The organism is Pseudomonas sp. Hz4, from assembly GCF_054898165.1.
In genome coordinates, this window is sequence record NZ_CM142719.1 from 4,465,870 (window position 1) to 4,487,887 (window position 22,018).

17 protein-coding genes are annotated in these 22,018 nt (G+C 60.0%); all 17 read right to left on the reverse strand.

Going from position 1 to position 22,018, the window contains the following annotated elements:
* Positions 1–56 precede the first annotated feature (56 nt).
* The 17 genes from ACYZTR_RS20380 to ACYZTR_RS20460 all read right to left on the reverse strand — a co-directional run bounded on the left by ACYZTR_RS20380 (position 57) and on the right by ACYZTR_RS20460 (position 22,014).
* Positions 57–983, reverse strand: a complete 927-nt coding sequence (locus ACYZTR_RS20380; RefSeq protein WP_461973507.1) for a ketoacyl-ACP synthase III — start codon at positions 981–983, stop codon at positions 57–59.
* Between the two features lie 228 nt (positions 984–1,211).
* Positions 1,212–2,264 carry a pseudaminic acid synthase gene (gene pseI, locus ACYZTR_RS20385; RefSeq protein ID WP_461973508.1) on the reverse strand — a complete coding sequence of 351 codons (1,053 nt, stop codon included), beginning with the start codon at positions 2,262–2,264 and terminating at the stop codon, positions 1,212–1,214.
* Entirely contained in the window at positions 2,257–3,762 is a 1,506-nt protein-coding gene (pseG, locus tag ACYZTR_RS20390; RefSeq protein ID WP_461973509.1) for a UDP-2,4-diacetamido-2,4,6-trideoxy-beta-L-altropyranose hydrolase, read from the reverse strand. The genes pseI and pseG overlap by 8 nt, the downstream gene beginning before the upstream one ends.
* Entirely contained in the window at positions 3,759–4,466 is a 708-nt protein-coding gene (gene pseF, locus ACYZTR_RS20395) for a pseudaminic acid cytidylyltransferase (RefSeq protein WP_461973510.1), read from the reverse strand. The genes pseG and pseF overlap by 4 nt, the downstream gene beginning before the upstream one ends.
* Positions 4,463–5,083 (reverse strand): pseudaminic acid biosynthesis-associated methylase, encoded by a 621-nt coding sequence (locus ACYZTR_RS20400; RefSeq protein ID WP_461973511.1) that lies wholly within the window; start codon positions 5,081–5,083, stop codon positions 4,463–4,465. The genes pseF and ACYZTR_RS20400 overlap by 4 nt, the downstream gene beginning before the upstream one ends.
* Before the next feature lie 32 nt (positions 5,084–5,115).
* Positions 5,116–6,273: a UDP-4-amino-4,6-dideoxy-N-acetyl-beta-L-altrosamine transaminase gene (gene pseC / locus ACYZTR_RS20405; protein ID WP_461973512.1), complete on the reverse strand. Its 1,158-nt coding sequence runs from the start codon at positions 6,271–6,273 to the stop codon at positions 5,116–5,118.
* Positions 6,270–7,271 (reverse strand): UDP-N-acetylglucosamine 4,6-dehydratase (inverting), encoded by a 1,002-nt coding sequence (gene pseB, locus ACYZTR_RS20410; RefSeq protein ID WP_461973513.1) that lies wholly within the window; start codon positions 7,269–7,271, stop codon positions 6,270–6,272. The genes pseC and pseB overlap by 4 nt, the downstream gene beginning before the upstream one ends.
* 30 nt (positions 7,272–7,301) lie before the next feature.
* On the reverse strand, positions 7,302–10,229 hold the full coding sequence (locus tag ACYZTR_RS20415; RefSeq protein WP_461973514.1) for a glycosyltransferase family 2 protein: 2,928 nt from the start codon (positions 10,227–10,229) through the stop codon (positions 7,302–7,304).
* A gap of 51 nt (positions 10,230–10,280) precedes the next feature.
* Positions 10,281–11,009, reverse strand: a complete 729-nt coding sequence (locus tag ACYZTR_RS20420) for a cephalosporin hydroxylase family protein (RefSeq protein ID WP_461973515.1) — start codon at positions 11,007–11,009, stop codon at positions 10,281–10,283.
* Positions 11,010–11,039: 30 nt separating this feature from the next.
* On the reverse strand, positions 11,040–11,705 hold the full coding sequence (locus ACYZTR_RS20425; protein ID WP_461973516.1) for a DapH/DapD/GlmU-related protein: 666 nt from the start codon (positions 11,703–11,705) through the stop codon (positions 11,040–11,042).
* Positions 11,702–12,823: a DegT/DnrJ/EryC1/StrS family aminotransferase gene (locus ACYZTR_RS20430; protein WP_461973517.1), complete on the reverse strand. Its 1,122-nt coding sequence runs from the start codon at positions 12,821–12,823 to the stop codon at positions 11,702–11,704. The genes ACYZTR_RS20425 and ACYZTR_RS20430 overlap by 4 nt, the downstream gene beginning before the upstream one ends.
* A complete protein-coding gene (locus ACYZTR_RS20435) occupies positions 12,820–14,046 on the reverse strand; it encodes a methyltransferase domain-containing protein (RefSeq protein WP_461973518.1) in 1,227 nt (408 codons plus the stop codon). The genes ACYZTR_RS20430 and ACYZTR_RS20435 overlap by 4 nt, the downstream gene beginning before the upstream one ends.
* On the reverse strand, positions 14,043–14,603 hold the full coding sequence (locus ACYZTR_RS20440; RefSeq protein ID WP_461973519.1) for a dTDP-4-dehydrorhamnose 3,5-epimerase family protein: 561 nt from the start codon (positions 14,601–14,603) through the stop codon (positions 14,043–14,045). Before ACYZTR_RS20440 ends, ACYZTR_RS20435 begins: the two co-directional genes overlap by 4 nt.
* Positions 14,600–15,682 carry a CDP-glucose 4,6-dehydratase gene (gene rfbG, locus ACYZTR_RS20445; RefSeq protein WP_461973520.1) on the reverse strand — a complete coding sequence of 361 codons (1,083 nt, stop codon included), beginning with the start codon at positions 15,680–15,682 and terminating at the stop codon, positions 14,600–14,602. The genes ACYZTR_RS20440 and rfbG overlap by 4 nt, the downstream gene beginning before the upstream one ends.
* A complete protein-coding gene (rfbF, locus tag ACYZTR_RS20450; protein WP_461973521.1) occupies positions 15,664–16,437 on the reverse strand; it encodes a glucose-1-phosphate cytidylyltransferase in 774 nt (257 codons plus the stop codon). Before rfbF ends, rfbG begins: the two co-directional genes overlap by 19 nt.
* A 285-nt stretch (positions 16,438–16,722) precedes the next feature.
* Positions 16,723–20,319: a glycosyltransferase gene (locus ACYZTR_RS20455; protein WP_461973522.1), complete on the reverse strand. Its 3,597-nt coding sequence runs from the start codon at positions 20,317–20,319 to the stop codon at positions 16,723–16,725.
* A gap of 117 nt (positions 20,320–20,436) precedes the next feature.
* Complete coding sequence (locus ACYZTR_RS20460) at positions 20,437–22,014, reverse strand: flagellar hook-associated protein 3 (protein WP_461973523.1); 1,578 nt, start codon at positions 22,012–22,014, stop codon at positions 20,437–20,439.
* Positions 22,015–22,018 lie beyond the last annotated feature (4 nt).

A 22,018-nucleotide genomic window follows, 5' to 3' on the forward strand; every position in this document is an offset into this window, starting at 1 on the left:
AAAAAATAGCGTCCAAGGTTATACCTTGAACGCTATTTTTGTATCGGGGTTGTGGTTCAAGGACGATAGATGATCGCCGAACCCCAGGACAGTCCCACACCAAAACCACTCAACGCAACGCGCTTCCAGTCGGAATCCAGGACGTGTTTTTCCAGCAGCAGCGGAATGCTCGATGACACGGTGTTACCGGTCTCGACCATGTCCTTGATGAATTTCTCCGGCTCGCCTTCGAAGCGTCGGGCGACCGCATCGACAATCGCCGCACTGCCCTGGTGGATGCAGAAGGCATCGATGTCGTCAGCCGTCAGTTGCGAGTCTGCCAGCAGCTCATGCAAATGCGCCGGGACTTTGAGCAACGCAAAATTGAACACCTGACGACCGTTCATGAAGAACACGCCGTCGGTGACTTTCAGGTGCGGGGCCCCGGAACCGTCGGTGCCGAACTTGGCTTTGCCCAGCTGCCATGGCGCGTTTTCGCCCATCCAGGTTGCGGTGGCGGCGTCGCCGAACAGCATGGTGGTGTTGCGGTCTTCCGGGTCGACGATCTTCGAATACGGATCAGCGGTGATCAGCAAGCCATTTTTCAGGCCTGCGGCTTCCATGAAGCCCTTGATCGCATAGATGCCATAAACGTAGCCTGAACAGCCCAGGGAAATATCGAACGCGGCCACGGTGGTCGGCAGGCCCAGTTTGTCCTGAACGATGGCGGCGGTGTGTGGCAGCCCTTCCTCGTCGCCGTTCTGGGTGACGACGATCAGTACGTCGATGGCTTCACGTTTCAAATCGGGGTTATTGGCGAACAGCGCGTTGGCTGCTTCGACACACAGGTCCGACGTTTCTTGCCCAGCGTCTTTGCGCGGCAGGAAGGCCGAACCGATTTTGCCCAGGATGAATTCTTCATCCTTCTCGAATTTTGCACCTTGTGCGTAATTGTCCACGCCGGCTACAGGAACGTAGCTCGCAATGCTTTTTATGCCAATCATTACGGCTTCCCAATAATAAACAGCCCAATACCACCGCTCGCAAGGAATCGAGGGGCGCCGACAAACAGAGAAAAATGTCGCCCCGAGGCGACGACAGCGGGAAGAGTAAAGGGCTATCACTGGGTCAAACAGACACCAGGCGCCACCTTCCCGATTTATACATTACAGTGAAGATGCGCGTTATGACTCACAGGTCACGCTATTTTGCCGAATCAGCCCCAGAAGGGGTTATTCGACCAACGACCAGTCCAGCGGCGTTCCACGTTTGATGTCCTGGCGGGCGCGCCGGCCCAGAAGGTTTTCAGCGTGCTTGGGGGCCAGTCCCAGGCCAGGGCGGATGGCCCGCAGATTGGCGACGGTGAAAAGCTCACCGGCGACCATATCCTGGGTGACATAGAGCGAACGGCGATACACCAGGGATTTGCGCTCGGCTTCAGTCACGCCGTAATGCACATGGCCCATGGCTTGCCAGGCGCGTTCGGTTTCGATCACCAGGCTGGCCAGCTCCGCAGGCTCCAGTGAGAAACTGGCATCCACGCCACCCGCGGCACGGTCGAGGGTGAAATGTTTTTCCACCACCGTCGCCCCCAGCGCCACCGCCGCCACGGAAACGCCTACACCCATGGAGTGATCGGACAGGCCAACTTCGCAGCCGAACAATTCACGCAAGTGAGGAATCGTCCGCACGTTGCTGTTGGATGGGGTTGCAGGGTAAGTGCTGGTGCACTTGAGCAACACCAGATCCTTGCAACCGGCCTCACGGGCGGCACGCACGGTTTCGTCGAGTTCAGCAATGCTGGCCATGCCGGTCGAAATGATCAACGGCTTGCCGGTGGCGGCGACCCGCCGAATCAGCGGCAGGTCGGTGTTTTCGAAACTGGCGATCTTGTAGGCCGGTACGTCGAGGCCTTCGAGGAAGTCCACCGCTTTGTCATCGAACGGAGTGGAGAACGCGAGCATGCCCAGCTCTTTGGCCCGGGCGAAAATCGGCGCGTGCCATTCCCACGGTGTATGGGCCTTCTCGTACAACGTGTACAGCGAAGAACCGGCCCAGAGGCTGTTCGGGTCCTTGATGAAGAATTCGCCTTCGGACAGGTCCAGGGTCATGGTCTCGGCGGTGTAGGTTTGCAGCTTCAAGGCATGCGCGCCGGCCTTGGCCGCGGCTTCGACGATCTGCAGCGCCACGTCAAGGGACTGGTTATGGTTGCCACTCATTTCGGCAATGATAAACGGCGGCGCATCAGCACCGATCAAGCGGTTGCCGATCTTGAAACTAGTCATTGCTGTGATCCTTTAAAACGCGGGTGAACACGCAAGCACTCTGGGTGAAGCCTGCTTCTCGGAAAACCCTCAGCGACCGCTGATTCGCCGGCAACACCTGCGCGGTGATGGCAACCAGTTGCGGCCAATGGGCGGTCACGAAGGCTTCGCCCCGCGCCAGCAGTGCCCTGCCCCAGCCCAGACCGAAACGGCCTTCGAACAGATAAATCGAGACGTCGGCTTCAACGCCGCGCAAGTCATAACGCAACACACCCACCGGACCGTCATCGGACTCGGCGATCAACAGCAAGCGTTGAGCATTACTCAAACTTGCGGCCAGCCAGTTTTGATGTGGCTGCCATTCAATAATTCCGGTTTCCAGTGACCAGCGCCGCACCGCCTCAGTATTGCGCCCTTCAAGCAACAACTGCGCATCGTCTATGGTCGCTTGGCGGACGTGCAAAACCGCACCCGCCAGCGCTGCCGCAACGCGCTGCGCACCACGACCATCGACCAACTGCCGCGAGTGTTCAGCCAGGCTTTGGCGTAACCCCTGATTGCCAGCGAGAAAAGCGATGGCCTGACGCAACTGTTCGACGCTGACTTGCTCACGGGTGCCCAGATACACATGGGAACCCGAGGTCGCCATTATTTCGCCGTTGGCCTGCTGATTATTCGACACTGCAATACAGATGGTTGGCAGGCCCATCGCCGCGCGCTCCCAACTGGTGCCGCCACCGGCGCCGACAAACAGGTCGGCCTCGGTCATCAGCCGGTAGAAATCGCTGACAAAACTGTGCAAACGCCAGTTCGAACGACTCGCTGCCAGCGCCTGCATCTGAGTCCAGGCAGGGTTGTCGGCACCGGCGACGAAATCGACTTCAAACTCATGAAATTCCGCCAGCGCCAGCATCGCATGGTGGGTCTGCATCGCCGCATCGAAGCCGCCAAAGTTCACCAGCACCCGTTTGGCCTGAGGTTTGATCGGGATCGCAGGGCAACAAAACTCATCGCGCAGCATCGCGAAACGTGGACCCAGCAACGTCTGGCAATTGGGCGCTACCAGCGAAACATAGGCCTGAGGCGTACCCGAAAGATTCTGATTGAGCAGCAAGTCAACGCTATACGTGCGAGTGGCGAGGTCGTCCACCGCTGCAATCCGTGGTGCCCAGCGGCGGGCCGCGGTTTGCCAGTGATGATCTAGGCCGTAGTGGTCCACGACGATCCAGTCGAAGGCTGGGCGGCTTTCCAATGCTTGCCCTAACGCAGCAATGTCCACCGGCCATGGCAGCATGGATTCGATAGCCTGCTGCGGGTCTTCATCGGGATAGCGGTCCGGCAGCGCGAAGGTTTCGAAGCCCTCGGCTTGCAGACTGTCCAGCCGATGCCCCGGCAGCAGACGACACGCGAAGGAAACGTGCGCGCCCTGCTTGCGCAACACTCTGGCCAGGGTCAGACAACGGGCGATATGGCCGCTGCCAATAGTCGACGACGCGTCGGCGCGGATCAACACTCTCATTGCAACTCCCCCCCGGCCCTCAACGCGGCGTAGAGGTATTCGGCTCGTTTCCAGTCTTCGGGGGTATCGATGTCCTGCACCAGGTAACGCGGCAGAATGACCGGCAGACTTTGCGGTGAATACACCACGTCACCACGCAACCAGGCATCGCTGCGGCCCCAGTAGAACTGCCCGGCGTCCTGATAGGCGATCGGCAAATCCTGGGAGCGGGTGTCGCGAAACTCCGGGTACAACGCGTTCAAGGCACCCTGCTCGTCCAGGGTAAGGGCTCGCTGCACAGGAAAGCCGAAATCGCACACCGAGAACGCGAAAGACCTGGCCGGATGCAGCTCCAACAGGTTCAGACCCTGTTGCAAAAACCGCGTTTGCAACAGCGGTGCCGTGGCATAGATGCAACAGGCGTAATCAAAATCGTGGCCCTGTCGATGCAGTTCTTCCAGGGCATTGACCACCACAGCGGCCGTGCCGGTGAAATCATCAGCCAATGCCGCCGACCGCATGAACGGCACTTGCGCACCGCAGGCCCGAGCCAGTTCGGCGATTTCGTCATCGTCGGTGCTGACCACTACCTGGGCAAACAGGCCCGAATCGAGGGCGGTTTGAATGGAACGGGCAATCATCGGCACGCCGTCGAACGGCTTGAGGTTCTTGCGCGGTATGCGTTTGCTGCCACCGCGAGCCGGGATGATTGCGACGCTGTTCAAGGGCGTTTTTCCAAAAGGAACCAGGTGATGTCGTCCATCGGGAATTGCGTGTCGCGGTGGTAGCCGAAACCATAATCCACCAGCTGCAAATCGTCATAACGATCAAGCATTTCACCGGCAAAATCTCGCTTGAACAACTTGCCGCTGTTACCGCGATAGGACACTTCGACCGGCGCCGGGTTGTAGTACTCGGCGATCAATATATACCGCTGGCTCAACTCATACAGCTGCGCGTATGCAGCCGGCAGCAGCTCTGGCGCCAGGTGAATCAGCACGCCTTTGCTCAGGGTCAGGTCGAAGGTGCGCTCGCGGGGAAAATCGAACAGCGAACCGTGCCAGATCTGCGCGATGCCCAGCTCTCGGGCCTGGGTATAAGCGCTGGCATTGATCTCCACGCCGAACAATTCGCATTGGGGCAACAGCTGATGCAATGCCTGCAAGTTATTCCCGGCGTTGGTACCCAGCTCCACCAGACTTTCAATGCGCCCGGCTCGCGTCAATGCCTTGGCAAACAACGCCAGGTTGGCGGCCACCAGCGGTTGTCCGACGTTGCGGTCGACGTACTGGTTACCGAAGTCGCCCTGCCAGAATTTTTCCTGCTCGGTCAGTTCACGCATCACTCAATTCCCATCAGTCGCCATGGCGGCATTTATTCGGTCAGCCGTCGCAGTTGCTCGACCACGTAATCCTGCTGTGCATCGCTGAGCAACGGAAACAGCGGCAGGCTGATGGCTTCGGCGTAGTAACGTTCGGCCTGCGGGAAGTCACCTTCGGCGAACCCCAGATCACGATAGTACGGCTGCAGATGCAGCGGAATATAGTGCAGGTTCACGCCGACTCCGGCGGCCCGCAACCCTTCGAAAACCTGTCGATGACTGAGATTGATACGTTCAAGTTGCAGGCGCACCACATACAGATGCCAAGCCGATTGCGCCTCAGGCTGAGGACTGGGCAGGGTCAGCGGCAAGTACGCCAGCGAGCGGTCATAACGTGCCGCCAGTTCACGCCGACGCTCGATGAAGTCATCGAGCTTGTCCAGCTGTGACAGGCCGAGGGCCGCTTGCAGGTCGGTGATGCGGTAATTGAAGCCCAGTTCCACTTGTTGGTAGTACCAGGGGCCGTGGCTGGGTTCTGTCATCTGCTGTGGGTCGCGGGTCATGCCATGGCTGCGCAGGCGTTGCAAACGCTCGGCGAGTTCCGGGCGATGGGTCAACACCATACCGCCCTCGGCACTGGTGATGATCTTCACCGGATGAAAGCTGAACACCGTCATCGCCGCGAACTCGCCACACCCCACTGGCCGCCCTGCATAGGACGCGCCGACCGCGTGGGACGCGTCCTCGATGACCGTAAAACCATAACGCTCGGCCAGTTCGGCAATCCTGCGCATGTCGCAGCTTTGCCCGGAGAACGCCACCGCCACCAGGACTTTCGGCAGCGTGCCGTCGCGCTCGGCCTGTTCAAGTTTAGAGGCCAACACGTAGGCGTCGAGGTTCCAGGTCAGCGGGTCGATATCGACAAAATCCACCTCGGCGCCGCAATAACGACCGCAGTTGGCCGAGGCCAGAAAGGTGTTTGGCGTCGTCCACAAACGATCACCCGGCCCGAGCCCCGCCGCCAGGCAAGCGATGTGCAACGCCGCCGTGGCATTGCAGACCGCTACCGCAAAATCAGCCTGGCAGCGTTCGGCCATTGCCTGTTCGAAACGCTCGATGGTCGGCCCCTGGGTCAGCCAGTCGGACTGCAACACGGCGACTACCGCGTCGATGTCCGCCTGATCGAGGCTTTGCCGACCGTAAGGAATCATGCCGACAACCGGGCGTGCAGGTCAGCGATCTGCCCCACCGACAAGAAGTGCGGGTTGGTGTCGGAGCGGTATTCGAAATTTTCGCTCACCGGCCTGCCGTGTTCGCCCAATTTGTCCACGGCGAAATCCACATCGACACTGGTGAAGCGGATCGACGGCTGGATCGTGTAATGATCAGTGAATTCCAGGGTCATGCGCGCATCGTCCAACGGCACCATCAGCTCATGGAGTTTTTCCCCCGGACGAATCCCCACGTGTTTGTGCGGCAAGTGCTCGGCCATGCCCAGCGCCAGGTCGACAATGCGAATCGACGGAATCTTCGGCACGAATACTTCACCGCCATGCATCCGGGCAAAGCTGTCGAGCACGAACTGCACGCCGTGATCGAGGGTGATCCAGAAGCGCGTCATGCGCTCGTCGGTGATCGGCAGCTGTGTCGCACCTTCGGCAATCAGCTTGCTGAAGAACGGCACCACGGAGCCTCGCGAACCGGCAACGTTGCCGTAGCGCACCACGGCAAACCGGGTCTGCTGATCGCCGGCAATGTTGTTGGCGGCCACGAACAGTTTGTCCGACAGCAGCTTGGTCGCACCGTACAGGTTGATCGGGCTGGCTGCCTTGTCGGTGGACAGCGCGACCACTTGCTTGACGCCGTTGTCGATCGCCGCTGCGATGATGTTTTCCGCGCCGTTGACGTTGGTACGAATGCATTCGGTCGGGTTGTACTCGGCGGCTGGCACTTGTTTCAGGGCCGCGGCATGCACCACGTAATCGATGCCGCGCATGGCCTGACGCAAACGCTCGGCATCGCGGACATCACCGAGAAAATAACGCATGCACGGTGCATTGAACGTCTGCTGCATCTCGTACTGCTTGAGCTCATCGCGCGAGAACACCACCACCCGCTTGGGCTGGTATTGCTCCAGCAAGTGGCGGATGAAATTGCGCCCGAACGAACCGGTGCCGCCCGAGATGAAAATCGATTTACCGTTGAACATGCCTTGAGTCCTTATACCTGTCATCCAGGCTTATGCGAGCAACTGCGCCCAGTCCACCGGGGCGGTTTCACCCAGGACGAAACCCTTGCCGGTCAGTGCCAGGTTGGCGTTATAGGCCTGGTCCTGAGCAAACGCGGCGGCCCATTTTTCACGCAAGGCGTCGAGCACCTGCGGCCCTTGTGGCACCACGCCCGAATGAACGACCTGGACCAGCGGTGTCCACACGGTGAGGTAGCCGGCCCGACCGGCCTTGAGGCACAGATCGACGTCACTCAAGCCTTCGGCAAATGTCACGTCATCCAGGCCACCGAGGGCGTCGAACAGCTCTTTGCGGACCATCAGGCACGCGTTCGACACCGCCGAGTAGTTCTGTTCCAGCACCAACCGCTGCAGATAACTGCTGTCAGCGTCATAGCGTTCGCCAACGAAGGCCGAACCAACGCCGCCATTGAATCCCAGAATCAGACCGGCCTGGGTGACATTACCGTCGTGATCGACCAGCTTGGCACCGACGATGCCCACTTCCGGACGCTGGGCGTGGTTGAGCAGCGATTCGATCCAGTTCGGGTTGACCAATTCACTGTCCGCGGCCAGCAGCACCAGGTACTCGCCTTGCGCTTCCTGGCTGGCGGCGTTGTACAGCGCCGTGTCGCTCAGTGACCGGTCGGCGTGCAGCACGCGGACCTTGGCATGCTGATAAGTACCCAGCCAGTCGTTGACCACGGCCGACTGATGCGGGTTTACCGCGATCAGCACTTCGTATCGGGTGTAGCGGGTACGCAGCAGCACACCTTGCAGGCACTGTTGCAGCGCAGGCAGATCATCCCCGGCTGGAACGATGATCGACACCAGCGGACGTTCGGTGTGGCGGTAATCGATCTGGTAAGTACCCGGCACTGCCGAGCTGATTTTGGCCTTGTAGCCACGGTTGCCCAAGTGGCGCGACAACGCCAGGCGTTCATGGGTATTTTCTTCGAGCGTTGGTGCCCGGGTGATCAACAATGGCTCATCCAGGTGGGCCAGACCGCTCAGGCCACCCTGCTCGATGATGCGCAGCAGAAGGTCGAATTCCAGGGCCTTGCTGAAGTCGGCCTGATAACCGCTGACTTCGTTGAACACGTCTTTGCGAATCAACCAGTGCCGCGCCATCAGCGCTGGCAGGCTTTGCAGCAGATCAAGGTTGAAGCCCGGACGGAATACATCCACCAACGCGCCTTCGGCGGTGCGCTGGATTTCGTCAGTGGCCACGGCGCGGATGTCGGGGGCCGACAACAGCTCCAGGCTGGCGCGCAACAGGCCACCGGCGGTAAAGGCTTCCCCGACCTCGGACAGCAGCAGCCAGTCGCTGGTCGATTGACGGGCGATCTGGTTCAGCTTGTCGACATAGTTGCTTTGGGTGACGCGAACAAAATGCAGCAAGTTTTGCGCGGTGGTGGCCGCTGGCGGCTCACCGGTGGTGAAGACCACCACTTTGAACGCCTTGCTGTGACCTTCGAGCAGGCTATCAAGGGTGACCTGCAATTTGTCGACGTCGTTGTCCAGGTCGAGCAAGAGAATGCCAAACTGCGGTCCGCCGTCGTTGGCCGCCAGATGCCGGGCGATTGCCTCGGCCTGTTCGGCGTCCGGTTCGCGCGGCGCCAGCCACTGAAGTAAACGACCGGACAGCATCTTGTCGAACATCTGGCGATTGTCATCGAGGGACACCGCCTCCAGCCGCGCGTTCCAGGCGTTCAGCTTCTGCGCTTCCTCGTCCTCGCCCAGGCTATCGAGTTGCGCCGCCAAGCGCTTGATGACTGCGCGATTGAACACATTGCTGTCGTGGGCCTGCCACAAGCGGTCGACAACGCTTTCGGGCGTGTCGTTGTTGCGCGCTTGCATAAGGTCCTGCTGGCGAGTCCAGATGCCTTCCAGGCCTTTCAACTGAACACGGCCGGCCGGCATGGCGTGCAGCAGGAACTCGAATTGGGTCAACTGATCGAAAAACGCCTGATTGTAGAAAGGCATTTCGACGTATTGCTTGGGACCAAAACGGCGCTGCGGGCCCGCGTCGACATTAATCCAGCCTGATTCGAAGATCAGCTCGGCGGTCAGGGCACGGCCGGTGCGCAAGCTGTCGGTCAGGGCTTCGAAGCTTTGCAGTACAAACTGCTTGCTCTGCTCTGGGTCCAGGTCCTGGATTTGCGTCGGCAACCCGGCCAGGAAACCAGCAAAGGCTTCACGCTCGGCGACCGACTTGGTGTCGGTATACGCCAGCGAGTGGAAAATCTCGGTTTTGTGATCGGAGTGCTCATAGTTGAGTTCACGTACCACATAGGCGATCGGCAGAATCCGCGCCTTGCCCCGCGCCAGCATGTAATAGGTGTGACCGACTTCCTGCCATTGGAAACTCGTCTCGTGCGGAACGACGTTGTACCAGTCGTTCAACAGTGCCGTGCGCTGTACGGCATAAAACGGCGGGAGGTACTGATACAAATAGTCCCGCACACGTGCCTCGGCATCGTCCGACGCATAGTCTTCGCAGACTTTCTTGTCACGCCGGTAATAGCTGACGCTGTTGGGCAATGTCAGGTACATCATGCTGTAGCCATGGCACAGGCTGTAGTCAGGGTTGGCAGCCATGAACGCGACGGCTTCTTGCAAGGCGTCATGCACATGGAAGTCATCGTCGGCGGCGAACACCATGAACGGCGTGCTCACTTGCTCTACGCCATAAGCCAGCTTGGCCCGAATGCCCCAGTAACCGTATTGCGGCAGGTGTTGATAATCCACATTCGGGAATTGGCCCGCCATGCCCGGCTGAGCATCAACCGAAGAGTCCAATACGAGAATCCTGCAAGGCAAGCTGCTGTAAAAACGTACCGCCCTGCGCAGAAACGCCGGCCGTTCGTGAGATATCAGCACCACGGTCAACTGTTCGTTGAGTGCCAACCCGTATTCAGAATTGTTCTTGCCTTGCATAAACTTCCCCACAACCGGCCAGTAGCCGAAAGAACCCGACGATGTTGTTGATTAACGCATGCGACGCAGGTAGCCATCCGGCGCGACGGTGATCAGCAATTTGCTGTGAATGGCCTGGTCGATTTCGAAATCACGGTTTTCTTCCAGGTAAGCCCACACGGCGGTTTTCGGGTTATCACCCTTGCCCCAAGGACGATCCGGGAAGGCGTCTTCCGGCATGTCTTCGACCACGGTATCCATCACCACGCAATAGCTGCCCACCGAGACCATCGGCGCGTAGGCCCGCAGTTCTTCGAGTACGTGCTCGTGGGTGTGATTGGAGTCCAGGACCACCAGCACTTTCTTACCGGCGATACGCTGGCGAACCTGATCGACGATGGCCGGGGCGATACTCGATCCCTGGATCATTTCGATCCGCTTGAACATCGGGTGCGCTTCGATCGCCTCGCGGTTGTGCTGACGAATATCGATATCAACGCCCAGCACTTCGCCATGGCCAATCAGTTCAAGCATCGAGGCGTAAAACACCAGGGAGCCGCCGTGGGCGATACCGGTTTCGACGATGATGTCCGGACGCAGCGACCAGATGATCTCCTGCATGGCGACCATGTCCTGGGGGAACTGGATAATCGGGCGGCCCATCCAGCTGAAATTGTAGGTGTACTTGTGTTTGGCCGTCGTACTGATCCAGTCCTGCGATGAGGCTTGCAGGGCTTTGTCCTGTTGCAGGCCTTCGATGTTCTCTTTTACTTCTTCACGAAACTGCTCATGAGGATTCATCACACACTCTCCAGAAAATAGCCGCGGTGGTTACTTGAAAACCCGACCGTCTTGAAAGGAATCAGGATTGGACTTAATGATCTTGCCGGGGTTGCCCACCACGACCGCATAATCCGCAACATCCTTGGTCACCACCGCTCCGGCGCCGATCGTCACCCAGCGGCCGATACGCGTGCGCGGCAAGATGCTCGCATTGGTGCCTATGAACGTGCCGTCGCCGATCTCGCAGCAACCGGAGACACTCACGCCATGCGCAATGAAAACCGAGTTGCCGATGTGGCTTTCATGGCCGATCAACGCGCCCATGTGAATGCTGCTGTTGTCGCCGATCGAGACTTCCGCCTGGAGGATCACGCCATCTTGCAGGTAGTTGCCGAGGCCGATGCGGGTCATCGTCAGGTCGATATTGGGGTGCAGGAAATTACCCAACTGCCCGCCTGCCTCGACGATCTGGCAGGTCGTTTCATAGCGGGTCGCCGTGCTGCCGGTGATCAGGTTGACGAAACGCACTTCGTCGCCCTTGAGTTCAGCGACGCGATCCAGGCCACCCACCACGGGCACGCCGTAGTACAAAGTGCCCTGCTTGGCCGGGTCATTGTCGAGGAACGCAAATTCCAGGTTGGGCGTGGCTCGCTGTACCGCTTGAATCATGCGGATCGATTCAGGGTTGGCCGCACCGAGTAGAAAGACTTTCACAGTTTCCCCTTCTGCATAAGAACACCGCGCACAACATCAATGACGCGACGCTGGTCCGCGTCAGTCATGTCGTGATAGCTCGGCAGGTTGATTGCACGCACGGGCAACGCGAAGGCCACCGGCGTGTTTACAGGTACGTCACAGAACATTGGCAGCGAGGACAGCGGCCAGAAAAATACCCGGGCATCGATATTGGCGGCCTGGAACGCCGCGATCAGGTCTTCGCGCGTGATGCCCGTCGTTTCATCGAACACCACCGTGGGCATCCAGTAACCGTTTTGCGAATGTTCCGGCTGCGGATTCATCGACACACCCGGCAACTCGGTCAACGCTTGAGCGTAGTTATCGAAGATCGCCCGCTTGCGCTGGATCAACTCGTCGACCCGTTCTATCTGGGCACAACCGACCGCCGCCTGGAGGTTGCTCATCTTGTACTTGTAGCCAACAAAATCAGGCCAGAACTGACGCGTACTGCCAGCAACGCGTCCATGGTTGGACAGGGTCAGGACACGTTCGTACAAAGCTTTGTCCGAGCAGACAAAGATCCCGCCCTCGCCGGTGGTCATGGTTTTGGTGCCATGGAAGGAAAAAGCGCCAAATGCGCCCAGCGACCCGGCCGGCTGGCCGCGCCATTGCGAGCCAATGGCTTCAGCGGCGTCTTCGATCACCGGCAGGTTGAACTCGCGGCCGATTTCCAGCAGTGCATCCATGTCACACAAATTGCCGTAGATGTGCACAGCAAGGATGGCTTTGGTCCTCGAGGTAATCGCCCGACGTACCTGCTCGGGGTCCAGGCACCAACTGTCGGGTAACACATCTACGAACACCGGAGTCGCCCCCAGGTACGTAATCGGTGCCGCCGAGGCAATCCAGTTGGTGTTGGCCAGGATCACCTCGTCTCCAGCGCCGACGCCCAGTGCCGCCATGCCCATGTGCAAGGCGCCGGTGCAACTGGAGGTAGCGATCGCATAGGGCACGCCCATGTGCTGCGCAAACGCTTTTTCAAAACGCGTGATGTATTCGTAGCAGCGCTCACCCCAGCCGTTCTGCACGGCATCGAGGGCGTAACGCGCTTCCAGCTCACCGACACTGGGCTTGGTGTAATGAATTCTGCTCATCGAATGATCAACTCAGGAATGGCGATGACAAAACGACCGTTCCATGCACGAATACCGGAGAAGGCCTGGGTGATCTCATCCAGCAGATTCCACGGCAACACCAGCACGTAGTCGGGTTTCTCGATTTCAATGCGTTCAGGCGACACAATCGGAATGCGGCTGCCCGGCAGGTACTTGCCCTGCTTGTGCGGGTTGGCGTCGGCAACCCAGGCCAACAGATCCGGCTTGACCCCGGCGTAGTTGAGCAGGGTGTTGCCCTTGGCCGCTGCGCCGTAACCGACCACGCGCTTGCCCTCGGCCTTGGCCTGCAACAGGAAGCGCAGCAGGCCGTGCTTGATGCGCTCGGTCGCTGGCGCCAGGGTCGCGTAGTACTCAGCGGTTTTCACACCCGCTGCCCATTCGGCTTGCAACTGTTGCTGCACTGCCGGTTGCACATCACGGCGTTCGCCATCGAGGCGCTGGACAAACACTCGCAGCGAACCGCCATGGGTCGACAACTGACTGACGTCGAACACTTCCAGGCCATTGCGCTCGCACAAGGTTTGCACGGCAGTCAGGGACAGGTAGGAGTAGTGCTCGTGATACAGCGTGTCGAACTGCTGGCCGGCCATCAGCGTCAGCAGTTGCGGAAACTCGAACGTCGCCACGCCCGTCGGTTTGAGCAAGGTCGCAAAACCGCCGAGGAAATCATTGATGTCAGGGACGTGGGCCAGCACGTTGTTGGCGGCCATCAGGTCAGCAGCCCAGCCTTCAGTGATCAATTGCACGGCGGTGCCGCGACCGAAGAACAGTTCGCGAATCTCCAGGCCTTTTTCCCGGGCCGCTTGGGCGGTGCTACGGGTCGGCTCGACGCCCAGGCAAGGAATGCCGCGCCCAGCCACGTACTGCAACAGGTAACCGTCGTTGGCGGCGATTTCCACTACGCGGCTATCAGCCGTCAGATCGAAACGTTCGACCATCTCGCCCACATAGCGCTCGGCATGGGCCAGCCAGGTGCTGGAAAACGAACTGAAATAGGCGTACTCAGCATCGAACAGGCTGTCAGCGCTGGTGTAGTCCTCGGTCTGCACCAGCCAGCACTGCTGACATACCGCCACTTTCAACGGCACCCACTGCTCGGCCTGCTCCAGTTGATCGGCGCGCACATAGGCGTTGGACGGCGGCGAGGTGCCGAGGTCGATCAGCGGCAAGGCCAGCGGCGTAGCACACCCACGGCAGTTCATAGACGCACTCCGGCGAAGTGTTCATCGAGCACGGGATGGCTGGCGTCCCGGGCTGACAGATTATTGACAGGCAACGGCCAGGCAATCGCCAGCCGTGGATCGTTCACCGACAAACCGCCCTCGTGCGCCGGCGCGTAATCAGCGCTGTGCAGGTAGAGCAACTCGGCGTCATCGGTGAGGGTCTGGAAACCGTGGGCGAACCCGGCCGGGATCAGCAAGCTGCGCCCGTCACCGGCTCGCAGGTGTTCTGCATGCCAGTGCAGGAACGTCTCGGAATCGGGGCGCAAATCCACCGCAACATCCCACACTTCACCGCGTAGGCAGGTGATCAGCTTGGCTTCCGGCGCGTTGGCATTCTGGTAATGCAAACCCCGCACACTGCCCCGGGCGCGGGTGCAGGAATGGTTGATCTGGCAGATATGAAACGCCTGGCCGAAAGCGCTCAGGCTGCCTTCGCAGAACAGCCGGGCGAAGTGTCCGCGATCGTCTTCGAAACGATTGCGCTGCACGCTGAACAAGCCGTTCAGCGGCAACGCGCTCAACAGAAATTCGCTCACAGCGCACCTCGGTACAGGTTCAACTGACCCAGCGTAATGGCGCGCATGTCATCACCGTTTTGCCACGCCAAGTGCCAGTCGAGGGTCTGGGTCAGGCACTGCTGCAACGACCAGCGCGGCTGCCAGCCGAGCAATTGACGGGCGCGGCTGCTGTCGAGGCGCAACAGGCCGGCCTCGTGCAAATCGCTCGGCTCAATGCGCAAACCGCGGGCTTGCGGCCAGCGGCTGGCCAGCCGTTCGACCACTTCTCCGACACTGCACATGTCCGCTTCGCTCGGGCCGAAATTCCATGCACCGGCGTATTCCGGGCCTTGTTCATAGAGGCCGGCGGCCAGCTGCAGATAACCGGCCAGCGGCTCCAGCGCGTGCTGCCAAGGGCGCACGGCTTGCGGGTAGCGCAAGGTCACGGGCTCGTCGGCCGACCACGCTTTGAGCACATCCGGAATCAAGCGCTCCGGTGCAAAATCGCCACCGCCCAGCACGTTGCCAGCGCGCGCCGTGGCCAGGGTCAGGCCGTGTTCGGCATGTTTGTCGGCCGGGAAGAACGACGCCGCGTAGGACTGCGCCAGCAACTCGCAGCAGGCCTTGCTGCTGCTGTAAGGATCGTGGCCGCCGAGGGCTTCGTCTTCGCGGTAGGGCCACAGCCATTCCTTGTTAGCGTAGACCTTGTCGGTAGTCACCAGCACGCAGGCACGCACACCGCCGACCTGACGAATCGCTTCTAGCAGGTTGAGGGTGCCCATGACGTTGCTGGAGTAAGTCCCCAACGGGTCGCGATAGCCTTCGCGCACCAGCGGTTGGGCCGCCAGATGCAGAACGATTTCCGGTTGGGTCTCAGCGATCAGTTCCAGCAAGGCCCCGAGGTCACGCAAGTCGCCACGCTGATCGTTGATGCCTTCGTGCACCCGCGCCAATTCAAACAGGCTCGGCTCGGTAGTCGGATCAAGGGCAAACCCGCTGACCTCGGCACCCAGGCTTTGCAGCCACAACGTCAGCCAACTGCCCTTGAAACCCGTGTGTCCGGTGACCAGAACTCGCTTGCCGTTCCAGAATTCCGGGCTCAGTCCCATTGCTTCCATGGGGCCTCCCCGGTCTGCCACAACGCTTCGAGGTGGTTCTTGTCCCGCAGGGTATCCATGGGCTGCCAGAAACCGTCGTGCTGATACGCCATCAACTCACCGCGTTCAGCCAGGCCATCCAGCGGGCCGGACTCCCACGACGTCTCATCGCCGTCGATCAAGGGCAAGACCTTGGGCGACAGGACGAAGAAGCCGCCATTGATCCAGCCACCGTCGCCACGGGGCTTTTCGGTGAACCCGAGGACGCTGTCGCCATCGCGATTCAGCGCGCCGTAGCGGCCTGGCGGCTGCACGGCAGTGACTGTCGCGAGCTTGCCGTGGTCAAGATGGAAATCCACCAGTGCGCTGATGTTCAGGTCCGAGACACCGTCGCCGTAGGTAAAACAGAAGGCTTTTTCGTCTTCGACGTACCGTCGAGCCCGGCGCAAACGGCCACCGGTCATGGTTTCTTCCCCGGTGTCGATCAGCGTGACACGCCATGGCTCACTGTAATTCTGGTGAACATCCATGCGGTTGTTGCGCATGTCGAAGGTAACGTCAGAGGTATGCAGGAAGTAGTTGGCGAAGAAGTCCTTGATCGCATAGCCCTTGTAGCCAAGGCAGATCACGAAATCGTGGATTCCGTGCGCGGAGTACTGCTTCATGATGTGCCAGAGAATTGGCTTGCCGCCGATCTCGATCATCGGCTTGGGCTTGAGGTGCGACTCTTCGCTGATCCGCGTGCCCAGGCCACCCGCCAAAATAACTGCCTTCATCCTCTTCCTCTCTTGTTCGTCACAGAGCACAGCCAAGCTGTATCAAGCTTTTGCAGGCCTTCTGGATTAAACGCTGAATGCCGCTCATGGCACCGCTGACAACGCCGCCAGTGCTCGTTTTATGGCGATATGTAGGGGGCTTGCAGGAAACGCGCCAGCTCTATCGTCTGACGGTATGTGCCGGCGCACAGGGGGAATTGGCCTGTAATCAGTGGTGCGCAGGCATAAAAAAACAGGCGACTTTAAAGTCGCCTGTCTGTGTGTGAAAAATGCTGCCTGCTGTGGTCAGTCCGCCAACCAGCCATTTTCCCAATAACGCAGGTTGTCGCCGCGCAACCTGTAGTCGCGCAAGACGATTTCACGCAATTCATCACCCATGCGGTAGCTGGCGTCCGGGTCGGCCAAGTGCATGCGGATGGCTTGCAGCCATTCATCCGTGGAGTTGGTCTTGACCCGCGTGCACGGCAGATAGCCGCGATAGGCTTCGGTGTCGGTGCAGATCACCGGATAGCCGCAAGCGCCGTATTCCAGCAAACGCAAGTTGCTCTTGCAGTCGTTGAAGATATGGAATTCCAGCGGTGCCAACGCCAGGTCGAGGTTCAGGCTGGCCAGCTTCGCCGGGTAGACATCCAGCCCGATCACACCATGAAACTCATGCATGTACGGGCGCAAGTCATCCGGGCACATGCCGAAGAACACCCAATCGACTTCATTGGCCAGTTCGCGGACCACCTCGGCAATCACCGCCAGGTCACCGTGGTGACTGGTGCCACCGCCCCAGCCGACCCGAGGCTTTTTCGAGGTGCGACGCTGGCTGCGCAACGTGCTCCACAAGTGAGTCGCCAGCATGTTCGGGACCACTCGAATGTCGTGATGCATGTCGGACAAGGCGTTGCCCAAGGATTCGGTAGACACCACCACCCGATCACACATGCCGATCGCACGCCGGACCAGTTTCTCCATCTCGTCCTTGCCCGGCATATTGCGAATATGCGCATTGCGATGGGGAACGTTAATCACAAAGTCATCCAGCTCGTAGATCCGCCGGGCGTTGGAGTATTTTTGCAGGCTTGGAATTTCACTGATCGGGCCTTCGGAATAACGCCCCTGCAAGACGATCACGTCAGGCGAAAGACGCTCGACTTCAATGATGGTCGGCAGGTTGTAGTGGATGCGCCCGTGCGCCCTGCCCGCCGCTTCCAGTTCAATCAGCGGCTGCGTCACCCGATAGTGTCCGATGGCCGACGCATTGACCGGCAAGGCGAGCACTTTCGGCAACTGGGGCCTGGAAAAAGGACTCCAGCCGGAGCGCAAGCCTGGCTCCAGGTTGAAACTCGAACCGCTGAGCCCCTGCAACGCCAGGTTAGGGTTGTAGGCAGGATCACGCGCAACGATGGGCAACCAGCGCTTGTAGAACACCTCTTGTTCCTGGCCCTGCAACGCCTGCTCATCGGCTGGCTCGCTGGCGGCCGGTTGGGCACCGAGCGCCAGTTGCGCATGAGGCGTCCAGACTACCAGGTAGCCGTTTTGACCGACCCGCAGGCAGAGGTCGACTTCATGAAGGCTGCGGGCCAGGTCTTGCTCATCCAGCCCGCCGACGCTATCAAACAGCGCTTTTCGAACCATCAGGCAATCGGCGCCCACGGCACTTAAATCCTGCGCCACCTGCGACCGGAACATATAACCGGCGGCATGCAGGGCATCGCCGTAAAACGGCAAGCCTGCCGGGCCGCGCAAGCCCAAAATCAGCCCGGCGTGCAATACCCGACCGTCCGGATTGAACAGCTTGGCACCGACTACGCCGACTTCAGGACGCTGGGCATGATTGAGCAGCTCGTGCAGCCAGTCCCCATGGGTAATCACCGCATAAGGGTTGAGGATCAACACGTACTCGCCACGGGCCTGGCCCACGGCGAAATTGCGTACCGCGGCGACGTTGCCTTGCTGCGCATACTCCAGAACCCGCACTCGGTCAGAGCCCAATTGCGCCATGCCGGCCAGCCAGGTACGGGCCTCGATGCTCTCGCTGCCATTGTCGATCAGCAGTAACTCGAATTCGTTGTAAGCGGTTTTTTCCAGCAGGCTTTCGACACACCGCTGCAAGGCAACCGTTTGATCCTTGCTGACGATGATGATCGAGACCAGCGGCTGGCTCGCGTGTACATAGTCGATGCGATTGAGCAGCGGTGCATTACCCCTTTGAATCTCATGGTCGATTCCCATGCGCAGCAGATGCGCTTGTACCAGCGGCGCGTTGCCTTCTAGTACTTCGGGCAGCGCAAGCCACTTGGACAGGTTATGCGCCGACTCCAGCAGAATCTCAGCGACATGTTCGACGACGCTTGCCCCCTGCGCCTCGACCATGCGCCAGAGCACATCGTGTGGGGCGAGTTCGCCGTGCTGCGAATCCAGGCCGCCGAGCGCCAGGAAATGTCCACGCTCGAACGCCAACGCTCGCCCGACATAGGGGTAACTGCGCAACAGGTCCAGATTGAAATCGGGCTTGAAGGCGGGCTCCGTCGATTCGCCCTGAAACAAGCCACCTTCATCGCTGTAGATGCACGACACGTTGTCCGAGACGGCGATTCGCTCCGCAAGGATCAGCAACGCCGGCTTCACCAGACGATCCCCGGCCCGCAGCAAATAGAACCAGTCAGCGCCGTCCAGTTGCGGCAAGAGTTCGTTGATCTGCTGCTGCCAGTCGTCCTGCAACGGCAAACGGAAAACGCGGCCGTCCAGCTCGGCCTCGGTGCAGTCGCTGGACAGTACCAAGGTCAACTCGGGTGCATAGAGCTGCCCGGCGAGACTCTCCAAGGTCAGGCCCAGGGCAGAACGGCTGCCGTGTTCATCGATGATGATCGGCACAATCTTCGGCTGCCAGGACCAGCTCGCCAAGGTGTCCGGCAACAGCAGCCGCTGCGGTTCGCTCAGCGTGCGGCAGGTCAGCCACTGCGCGTACAACTGAGAAAAGCTGACACTGTCGATACCGACGTGCCATTCCTGGGTACTTTGCTTGGTCCCCAAGGTTCGAGTCAGCGGCAGCTCTTCCCAGACGCGGGGCGACTCGTCGAGCCGCGTCACCGGCAGGTAGCGAACCCAGCCCGGCGCAGGCGCGGATTCGCCACTACGGGCCTTGAGCATTTGCAACAACCATGCGCGCTCGGACTCTACCGCATCCTTCATCGCCTGCTGACCGCTCAGACGTTCCGGATACAGGCGCTCGACACTCAATACGTGATTGAGAATGACCACGTTGCCGCGGCGCATCAAACACACGAACAAGGCAAAATCGAGGCTCGCGACAAAACAATGACCTGCCTGAGTCAGCGCCGGAAGCAGCTCCAGCACATCCGCACGACGGATCATGGCGTTGCTGAAACCACCCAGAATGTTGGCCGGGAAATTCTCGAAAAGCGCCAGCAGATCGTCACCCTTGAACAGCCCGCACAACGGCGACAGCGGCGTATTCTCCAGCCGCGACGGCAGCTGCATATCATCGGCGTCCCAGAACAGCCGCTGGGCCAGCACCAGGTTGACCTCAGCGCGCGCGGTCAATAGGTAGGCCTGGCGCTCGATGCACGAAGAGAACAGCTGATCATCGTCGCAGAGAAACTTGATGAACTCGCCCTGGGCCTGCTCTAGACAGGCATGCAGATTACCCACGAGGCCGAGGGTCTGCAGATTGCGCACGTAGCGCACGGCGACCCCCGTCTGCTCCACCACCTGATCGACCTGGGTCTTGATCTCGTCGCCGCGGCTGTCATCGCAGACGATGATTTCAAGATTGCCGTAGCCTTGCGCCACTGCCGAGTGCAATGCACGACTGAAAAAGCGCGGATTGATGGCAGGGATGACAATGCTGACAAGAGGGAGTGAATTCACGGCGGACTCGCAGGCGGCGAGAGCTCGCCCAGAAAAGCGAGCCCAATTAACCGCGGAAAAAGACAGTAGGTATTGGAGAGCCAGCGGTCACCGGGCGCTTGCGCGCCCCGACTGCCGTCAGATCTTGTTGAACAGGCCCAACTGCGTGATCTTGCTGAACGCCAGTTGCGCAGCTTGCAGCATGGTTTGCTGCAAGGTCAGACGGGTCATGACTTCGGCAGGGTCGGAGTCACGAATCGCCCCCTGGGTGGCGGTGTTCGCCAGGTCCAGGCTCTGGTTGGTCGTGGATTGGTCATCCAGCGACTGACCACGGGCGCCGATCGAGGTGATGGCAGAGCCCAACTGGTCGCTGGCGCTGTCCAGATTCGCGAGGCCCGAATCCATTGCCGCCAGGAATTGCTGCTTGGCGGTCGTATTGCCATCAATCGGCACGTTCATGGCAGTGACCATCTTGCCCAGGGTATCGAGCACGTTCTGGGTCTGGTGATTGTTGGACTGGATCACAAACTGGTCGCCCGCCGCCGGCGCGCCGCCGCTCAGATCAAACGTCACGCCTGCAGCGGTGGCAGTGGAGGGAGGGCCCGCCACCACGGTGCTCGACGATACAGGACGGCTGCTGGCTGTCACTGGCGCCGCGTACAGATCAAACGCGGTGGCGCTAGTGAACTTGAGGATCGCCCCGCCCGTCGGGAACGCAGCGTTGTAGGCCACCGGGCTGGTCACGGTGGAACCGGTGATGACGGCAGTGGACGGGTTGCCGGCGCTGCGCGTGGCATTGAACGTGTCCGGCTTGGCCGACAACTGGAAGGTGTGACCGGCGATAACCGTGTCCGCCACATCGCCCGACTTGAGGTTGATGTTCAAGTTCAGGTCGACGCCACGGAAGCTGACCACTTGGTTGGCGCCGTTGCTGTTGCTGACCACACCGTTCTGGCTGGCCTCGGTCGTCACGTCAATGCCCAGCGCATCGGTGATCTTCAGCTGGGTACTGCTCAGGAAGCTGACGGTGTACGGCTGGCCGCTGGCGAACTTGGCGTCGTAAGTTGCACTGCTGCCCACCTGACCATTGGACAGGACCACTCGACCATCATCTACCGCCGGAGCGGTCATGGTGGCCTGGGTGCGGCTGGTATTGATGGTCTGCTGGAATGCGTCCCAGCCGGTGGTGTTGGTGGCCACCGTCAAACCATCGCCGATGCCCAGGTTGATGCTGGTCTGGTCACCGTTGTAAGTGTAGGTGCCGTCGGAATTTTGCGAGTATGGCGCGGTGTCGCTTTTCGAACCGGAGAACAGGTAGTTGCCCGTCGAGTCCTTGGAGTTCATCAGGCCCAGCACTTGTTGCTGGATCTGGCTCAATTCCGCCGAGTAGGCGTTACGGTCATCGTCGGTGGTAATGCCGTTCTTGGCACTGAGGGCGATTTCCTTGGCGCGCTGCAAGGCCGTACCAATGGAGCTCAGCGTGGTTTCCTGCAGGCTCAACGTACTTTTGGTCGTGCTGATATTGGTGCTGTACTGGCTCAACATCGCGCTCTGCTGACCGAGCTGCAGCAAACGCCCCGCACCGAGCGGATCGTCGGCGGCGGTGTTGATGCGCACCAGGCTACTGGCTTCGTTGCTGGTTGCGATCGCCTTGTTGAAGTTGCGCTGGTAGTTGGCAGCGGTTATTTCGTAATACTGGGCGGTGGAAATGCGCATGAAT